This window comes from uncultured Amnibacterium sp. (assembly GCF_964244015.1).
Taxonomy (GTDB): domain Bacteria; phylum Actinomycetota; class Actinomycetes; order Actinomycetales; family Microbacteriaceae; genus Amnibacterium.
Genome location: NZ_CAXTHO010000157.1, coordinates 1 through 5249 on the forward strand (window position 1 = coordinate 1; position 5249 = coordinate 5249).

At 72.6% G+C, this 5249-nt stretch carries 8 protein-coding genes; 4 read left to right on the forward strand and 4 right to left on the reverse strand.

Features of this window, described 5'->3' with window-relative positions; translation table 11 throughout:
* Positions 1-436: cupin domain-containing protein (locus ACFE67_RS13710; protein ID WP_375407433.1), on the forward strand; the 436-nt coding region annotated here is incomplete at its 5' end.
* Positions 437-441: 5 nt separating this feature from the next.
* On the opposite strand, the gene ACFE67_RS13715 is transcribed toward ACFE67_RS13710, so the two are convergent.
* Complete coding sequence (locus ACFE67_RS13715) at positions 442-837, reverse strand: VOC family protein (RefSeq protein ID WP_375407434.1); 396 nt, start codon at positions 835-837, stop codon at positions 442-444.
* Positions 838-847: 10 nt separating this feature from the next.
* The gene (locus ACFE67_RS13720; protein WP_375407435.1) at positions 848-1279 is read right to left on the reverse strand and encodes a helix-turn-helix transcriptional regulator; all 432 of its coding nucleotides are present in this window, start codon (positions 1277-1279) and stop codon (positions 848-850) included.
* Between the two features lie 192 nt (positions 1280-1471).
* On the opposite strand from ACFE67_RS13720, the gene ACFE67_RS13725 reads away from it, so the two are divergent.
* From ACFE67_RS13725 to ACFE67_RS13735, 3 genes are read left to right on the forward strand one after another with little or no spacing between them, the layout of a single operon-like run.
* Positions 1472-2338, forward strand: a complete 867-nt coding sequence (locus tag ACFE67_RS13725; protein WP_375407436.1) for an ABC transporter substrate-binding protein — start codon at positions 1472-1474, stop codon at positions 2336-2338.
* Positions 2335-3186 (forward strand): amino acid ABC transporter permease, encoded by an 852-nt coding sequence (locus tag ACFE67_RS13730; protein ID WP_375407437.1) that lies wholly within the window; start codon positions 2335-2337, stop codon positions 3184-3186. Before ACFE67_RS13725 ends, ACFE67_RS13730 begins: the two co-directional genes overlap by 4 nt.
* The gene (locus ACFE67_RS13735) at positions 3183-3920 is read left to right on the forward strand and encodes an amino acid ABC transporter ATP-binding protein (RefSeq protein WP_375407438.1); all 738 of its coding nucleotides are present in this window, start codon (positions 3183-3185) and stop codon (positions 3918-3920) included. The genes ACFE67_RS13730 and ACFE67_RS13735 overlap by 4 nt, the downstream gene beginning before the upstream one ends.
* Positions 3921-3936: 16 nt before the next feature.
* Here the strand turns inward: ACFE67_RS13735 and ACFE67_RS13740 are convergent, their stop codons facing one another.
* Entirely contained in the window at positions 3937-4212 is a 276-nt protein-coding gene (locus tag ACFE67_RS13740; protein ID WP_375407439.1) for a thioredoxin domain-containing protein, read from the reverse strand.
* Positions 4213-4254: 42 nt separating this feature from the next.
* On the reverse strand, positions 4255-5249 hold a 995-nt coding region (locus ACFE67_RS13745; RefSeq protein WP_375407440.1), incomplete at its 5' end, for a winged helix DNA-binding domain-containing protein.

Sequence of the window (5249 nt, forward strand, 5' to 3'; positions counted from 1 at the left end):
CGCGGTCGACGGGACCGCGATCGAAGAGCTCGAGGTACCCGCGAGGGCAGAGGAGCTCGGCCTCGATCCGCATCCGGAGGGCGGCTGGTACCGGCGCACCTGGACGTCGCCGGTCAGGGTCGAGACGCCGAACGGCGACCGGCCGGCGGCCACCATGATCGTGTTCCTCCTGCCGCCCGGCGAGGCGTCGGCCTGGCACACGGTGACCTCCGATGAGATCTGGCTCTGGCACGGCCCGGACCCGGTCGTGCTCGAGCTGGGCGGCGCAGGCGACCGACCGCTGACCACCGAGCGGATCGAGCTCGGCCCCGATCACGTGCAGGGCCGCGTGCCCGCCGGCGTCTGGCAGCGCACCCTCCCCTCCGCGGGCGAGGCGCTGGTCAGCTGCGTGGTCTCCCCGGGCTTCGACTTCGCGGACTTCGCGCTCGAGACCTGATGGAATCAGCTCTGCAGGACTCGGACGATGTTGCCGGAGGGGTCGCGGAAGGCCGCGTCGCGCGGGCCCCACGGCTGGTCGGCCGGCTCCTGGATCACCTCGGCGCCGCTCGCGGCGGCCTTCGCGAACGTCGCGTCGAGGTCGTCGGTCGCGAACACCCACGGGCCGAGCGCGCCCTTGACCACGAGCTCCTCGAGCGCCTCGCCGTCCGCCGGCGAGCGGCCCGCTTCCGGGTCGGACAGCACGATCTGGGCGCTCCCCGGCTCACCGAGCGTGATCCAGCGGTGGCCGCCGGAGGAGACGTCCTGCGCGACCGGCATACCGAGCGCGTCGCGGTAGAACGCGAGCGCCGCCTCCGGATCCGAGACGACGATGGGCGAGTAGTGCAGCGAGATCGGCATGCCCACGACGCTAGGCCGCGGTCGTGGTCCGGCCTTCTCCGATCCTGCTCAGTCGCGGCCGTGTGATGGTCCGCGCGGTGCAGTCGGGCATCAGCGCCTCCGCCGTGTGCTCGGCGGCGCGGTAGGCGGACGGCGTCATCCCGACGACCTGCGTGAAGCGCGAGCTGAACGAGCCGAGCGAGGCGGAGCCGACCTGCATGCACGCGTCCGTCACGGAGGCGCCGGCCCGCAGCATCGCGCACGCGCGCTCGATCCGTCGCGTCATCAGGTACTGGTACGGCGTCTCGCCGTAGACCGCGACGAAGCGCCGGCTGAAGTGCGCGACCGACAGGTGCACGGATGAGGCGATGGCTGCGACGTCGAGCGGCTCGGCGTAGCGCCGGTCCATCAGGTCGCGGGCACGACGCAGGAGCACCAGCTCCTGTCGACGCTCCGGGGTCATGCTCGGGACGGTAGCGGGCGGGGGCGCCGAGCGGGCCGAGCGTCGGCAGGCCGAGCCGCCCGCTGGTCGCGATCATGGAGCGGTGAATCCGTTGTGAAGGAGTTTCTGCGCGGAATGCGCCGAACCTCCTTCACAACGGAATGTTACGGGCCGAGACTGCGTCGTGACGTGGCGTCGCTAGCATCGGCGGCCGTGATCCGTCGCCGAACTCTCCTCGCCTCCACCGGCCTCGCCGCCGTCGCGCTCGCCCTCAGCGCCTGCAGCGGCACGGCCGCGCCGGCCGCCTCCTCCGCCTCCTCTTCCGGTGCCGCGAGCGCGAGCGGCCCCGCGTCGCTCGCGACCCTCACCGCGGGCAAGCTGACGGTCGCGACCGGTCAGCCCGCCTACTCGCCGTGGGTGGAGGACGACAAGCCCGAGTCCGGCAAGGGCTTCGAGTCCGCCGTGACGTACGCGGTCGCGAAGCAGCTCGGGTACGCGGCGAGCGACGTGGTGTGGGTGCGCTCCACGTTCGACTCCGCGGTCACGCCCGGCGCGAAGCCGTGGGACCTGAACATCCAGCAGTTCAGCATCACCGCCGCTCGCAAGCAGGCCGTCGACTTCTCCTCGCCGTACTACACGACCACCCAGGCGGTCGTCACGACGAAGGGCTCGAAGGCCGAAGGCGTCACGACGCTCGCCGGGCTGAAGGGCCTCACGATCGGCGTCGCGTCGGGGACCACGAGCCTCCAGGTCGCCACCGACAAGATCGGGGCGCCGAAGGTCTACAACAGCAACGACGACGCGGTGCAGGCGTTGAAGACGAAGCAGATCGACGCCATCGTCGCCGATCTGCCGACCGCCTTCTACATCGCTGGCGGGCAGCTCGACGACGGCGTGGTGGTCGGCCAGATCGCGGACTCGACCACCGGAGGCGACGAGTTCGCGTTCGTGCTCCCGAAGGACTCGAAGCTCACAGCGCCGGTCAGCGCCGCGGTCGACGCGATCACGAAGTCCGGCGAGCTGAAGACGATCACCGACAAGTGGCTCTCGTCCGAGGTCGACGCGCCCGTCCTGCAGTGACCCCGCCGCGCGAGGTCAGCGCCGTCGAGGTCGACCGGCGCGCGTTCCGGCGGCGGCAGTCGGCGCGCTCGGTGCTGCTCGCGGCGGTGTCGACCGTCGTCGTCGTCGCGATCGTGCTGCTCGTGCTGGCGGTCACGCCCGGCACCGCGGTCGTCGTGCGCACGTTCTTCGACCCGGTGGAGGCGGTGCGGGTGTTCCCCGCCGTGCTCGCCGGGCTGTGGGTGAACGTCTACGTGCTGTTCTTCGCGGCCATCGGGGTCGCGGTGTTCGCGACGCTGCTGGCCGTGGTCCGCACGCTGCGCGGCCCGGTGTTCGCACCCCTGCGGCTCCTCGCCGCCGTGTACACGGACGTGTTCCGCGGCGTGCCCGTGATCGTGATGATCCTGCTGATCGGCTTCGGCCTGCCGGGGCTGAACCCCTCCGTGCGCTACGACAGCCGGCTGCTCGGCGGCGTCGCGCTCGTGCTGACCTACTCCGCCTACGTCGCGGAGGTGCTGCGCGCGGGCATCGAGTCGGTGCACCCCTCCCAGCGGCTGGCCGCGAGGTCGCTCGGCCTCGGCTACGGTCAGACGCTGCGCCTGATCGTGTTGCCGCAGGGTGTCCGCCGGGTCACGCCCGCGCTCGTGAACGACTTCGTGTCGATGCAGAAGGACGTCGGGCTGATCTCGATCCTCGGCGCGGTCGACGCGGTGCGGGCGGCGCAGATCCAGGTGGCCGTCACCTACAACTACACGGCCTACGTCGTCGCCGGGCTGTTCTTCGTGCTGCTGAGCCTGCCGTTCATCCGGCTCACCGACGTGCTCGAGCGCCGCGCCCGCGCCCGCCAGCAGCAGGGGAGCGTGGTGTGAGCACGGTCCTGCGCACCGAGGGTGTCGTGAAGGCGTTCGGCGAGCAGGTCGTGCTCGACGGCGTCGACATCGAGGTGGCGAAGCACGAGGTCGTCGTGCTCATCGGCGCCTCCGGGTCCGGCAAGTCGACGCTGCTGCGCACCATCAACCTGCTCGAGCCGATCGACGACGGCCGGATCTGGCTCGGGGACGAGGACATCAGCGACCCGCGCGTCGACGCCGACCGCGTCCGCGGCAGGATCGGGGTCGTCTTCCAGCAGTTCAACCTGTTCCCGCACCTCTCGGTGCTGGGCAACGTGACCCTCGCGGCACGACGTGTGCACAACACCCCGAAGGCGGAGGCGGAGGCGAACGGCCTGCGGCTCCTCGAGCGGGTCGGGCTCGCCGATCGCGCACGCGCCTACCCGGACCAGCTGTCGGGCGGCCAGCAGCAGCGGGTCGCGATCGTCCGCGCGATCGCCACGAACCCCGAGCTGCTCCTCCTGGACGAGATCACCAGCGCCCTCGATCCGCAGCTGGTCGGCGAGGTGCTCGACCTGGTCGCCGAGCTGAAGGATCAGGGCTCGACGATCCTCATGACGACGCACGAGATGCAGTTCGCGGAGCACGCCGCCGACCGCGTGATCTTCCTGAAGGACGGCCGCATCGCCGAGTCGGGCCCGCCGGCGCAGGTGCTGCGCGACCCGCAGCACCCCGACACCCGCGCGTTCCTCTCCCGCATCCGCGCGCGCTGAGCCCTGCCGGCGGGCTTCACGCCGCGGGGAGATGCCGCGCGATGAGGGAGAGCACCTGCGGGGTGTTCGGGACGCCGGCTGCCCGCTCCAGCTCGCCGTTCGTGCCCGACAGCACCGTCGTGGGCGTCGCCTGGATGTCGAGCCGCTCGCTCTCCTCCAGATGCAGGGCGACGTTCACCTCACGGAGCACGACGCGATCGCCGAGCAGCCTCGTCGCGTCCTCCAGCGAGCGCCGCGTCTGCGCGCAGGCGCCGCAGAAGCTCGAGCTGTAGAGCGTCAGGACGAGCGGCACATCCGCTCCAGCGTCCGGGGCGTGCAGCGCATTCCCGCGCGCTCAGGCGACCGGCTCGAGCACCGGCTCCTTCGCGGGCAGGCCGAGGTAGGCGAGCACCGCCTCCGCGTCGTGCAGCAGCGCGTGCTGGGTCCGCTTCGGGAGGGGCACGAAGGGCGCGATCCGCACCCGGCCGCCGGCGATGCGCCACAGCCCGACGGCGCGCCCGTCCGCGAAGGCGAACGAGCGGAACACGCCACCGAGCACGACGTCGTGCTCATGCGGCCCCAGCACCGGCGCGCGGGAGACCCAGCCGTGCAGGATCGGGTCGAAGTTGCCGAGCAGGCGCGTCGGGAGGGGCTCCGGCGCGGCCCGATCCGGCAGGTCCAGAAGGCCGTCGCCGGCGTCGACGGCCTGCACCGCGGCGAGGCCCGCGCGGGCGTCCCGGAGGGGCAGCTTCGCCCACATGGCGAGGTCGCGGTCGGTGGCGGGCCCGTGCCCTTCGAGATAGCGGCGCGCGAGCAGCCCGAGCGCGACCGGACGGTCGAGCGGCTCGGGCGCCGGTCCGAGCCAGTCCTCCGCCAGCACCATGCAGTGCTCGCCGTCGTGGACCGGGCCGCGGATCAGCCGGTGCCGGAGGGTCGCGGCCAGCAGGACGTGCACGAGCGCCTGCCCCTGCGTCGGCACGCCCGCCGCGTCGAGTGCGACGCGCAGCTCCTCCCGCGTCCTCGGCCCGGCCGACACCTGCAGGGCGACCGTCTCGATCGCGAGCTCCGCGAGGCGCGGCGCGATCCCCTCCTGCGCCAGCCGCCTGGCCGACTCGGTCGCGAGCTGCGGGGTGGTGAGGTCGTGCAGCCACCAGAAGTCGTCGGCGGTGACGAGGTGCAGCGTGCCGCGGTTCAGCCACGACACGACGAGGCTGCGCGACCCGGTGAGGCCCGCGTCCACGTCGACGGCCGTGACGGTGGGGAGGGTCCTGGCGCGGACCGCGAGACGGAACCCGCGGGGATCCTGCCCCTGCACGGCGAGCACGCGCCGCACCGCGTCCTCCGCGGTGG